We start from the raw sequence: 1,462 nt of genomic DNA on the forward strand, positions 1-1,462 counted from the left end.
CGGCGGAAACGAGCTCCGGACGGGTCGATCTGGCCGATGTTGAACGGCGTGGCGATCTGCGCTCCGCGGAAGCGGTAGCGTTCCACGCGCATCTTGGCCGGGTTGTAGAGGACCAGGCCGTCCTCGCAGATCCGGTCGGCTCCGTAGTAACGCCGCCGGGTCTGTTTCCAGGTCATGTGGGGGTGCTTGCGGCGTATCCAGTAGATCACCCGCCACCAGGCATACCAGCCCAGGTAGGCGAACGTTCTCTTCGATGCGCCATAGCGGAAGTACGCAGCCCAACCCCGCAGGATCGGGTTGATCTTCCGCAGCACGTCCAGTAACCGGAGCGAGACCGCTCCTGCTCCCGTAGCCTCCTTGATCTTGTGCATCACCCGTGCCAGTGCATCCTTGGACGGGATCGTCAGCACCACCCTGCGGCCGTCCCCTCTGCGCCTGCGCTGGATGCGAAAGCCCAGGAAGACGAAGCCGTCATCGATGTGGGTGAGGTGTGTCTTCTCGGCCGAGAGGGTCATCTTCAGCCTGGTGGCCAGCATCTCGCCGATCTCCGCTTTGATGTTCTCCGCGTCGGACCGGGTGCCGGAGACCAACACCACGAAGTCGTCGGCGAAACGCACCAGCCGGAAGTTCGGCAGCCCCTTGCGGCGACGGTGCTGCCGCCGCCATCCAGGGCTCATGTCCTGCTCCCAGATCCGTGCGAAGTGCCGGTCCAGGACGGACAGGTAGATGTTGGCCAGCAGCGGGGAGGCGACCCCGCCTTGCGGCGTGCCCGTCAGGCTGTCCGCAAAGCCACCGTGCTGCTCGACGATCCCGGCCCGCAGAAACCCCCGAACCAGCCGCAACGCCTTACGATCGGCGATGCGCTCTGCCACCAGTTCCATCAGGATCTGGTGATCGACATTGTCGAAACATGCGGTGATGTCACCCTCGACCACCCACTCGTATGAGCGGCTGGTGAGCTGGTGGATCTCGGCGATGGCATCCTGAGCTCGACGTCCGGGGCGATACCCGTAACTCGACGGGTAGAAATCTGCCTCGAAGATCGGTTCGAGGATCAGCTTGAGGGCCATCTGTGCCACCCGGTCGCGCAGGGTCGGAATCCCCAGGGCACGGACCTTGCCGTTCCGCTTGGGAATGATCGCCTGCTTCACGGGAAGCGCGGTGAAGCTGCCGTCCTTGAGCGAGGACCTCAAGTCCTCAAGGAAGGCCAGTTCTCCAATGTCCTCCTCGACGTGGCGGCGGGTGACCGCATCCACGCCTGCTGTCTTCGCGCCCTTGTTGCCCGACACCCGCTCCCAGGCCACCAACAGCGTGGCCCGGTCGCAGATCAGGTTGAACACGTCGGCGAACCGGCGGGCCGGTTCGGCTCGTGCCCATCGATGCAGCTTTCGCTGGTGGTCGAGTACCCGTCGCTCGGCCGTCATACTGCCCGGCCACGATGGCGCGCTGTTGTTCAACGGCG

1 protein-coding gene is annotated in these 1,462 nt (G+C 64.7%); it reads right to left on the reverse strand.

Features of this window, described 5'->3' with window-relative positions:
• Positions 1-1,424, reverse strand: a 1,424-nt coding sequence (gene ltrA, locus ACFY2B_RS46180) for a group II intron reverse transcriptase/maturase (protein ID WP_390769051.1), incomplete at its 3' end; no start/stop codon positions are given.
• Between the last annotated feature and the right edge of the window lie 38 nt (positions 1,425-1,462).

Source organism: Streptomyces sp. NPDC001270 (assembly GCF_042896695.1).
Lineage (GTDB): Bacteria > Actinomycetota > Actinomycetes > Streptomycetales > Streptomycetaceae > Streptomyces.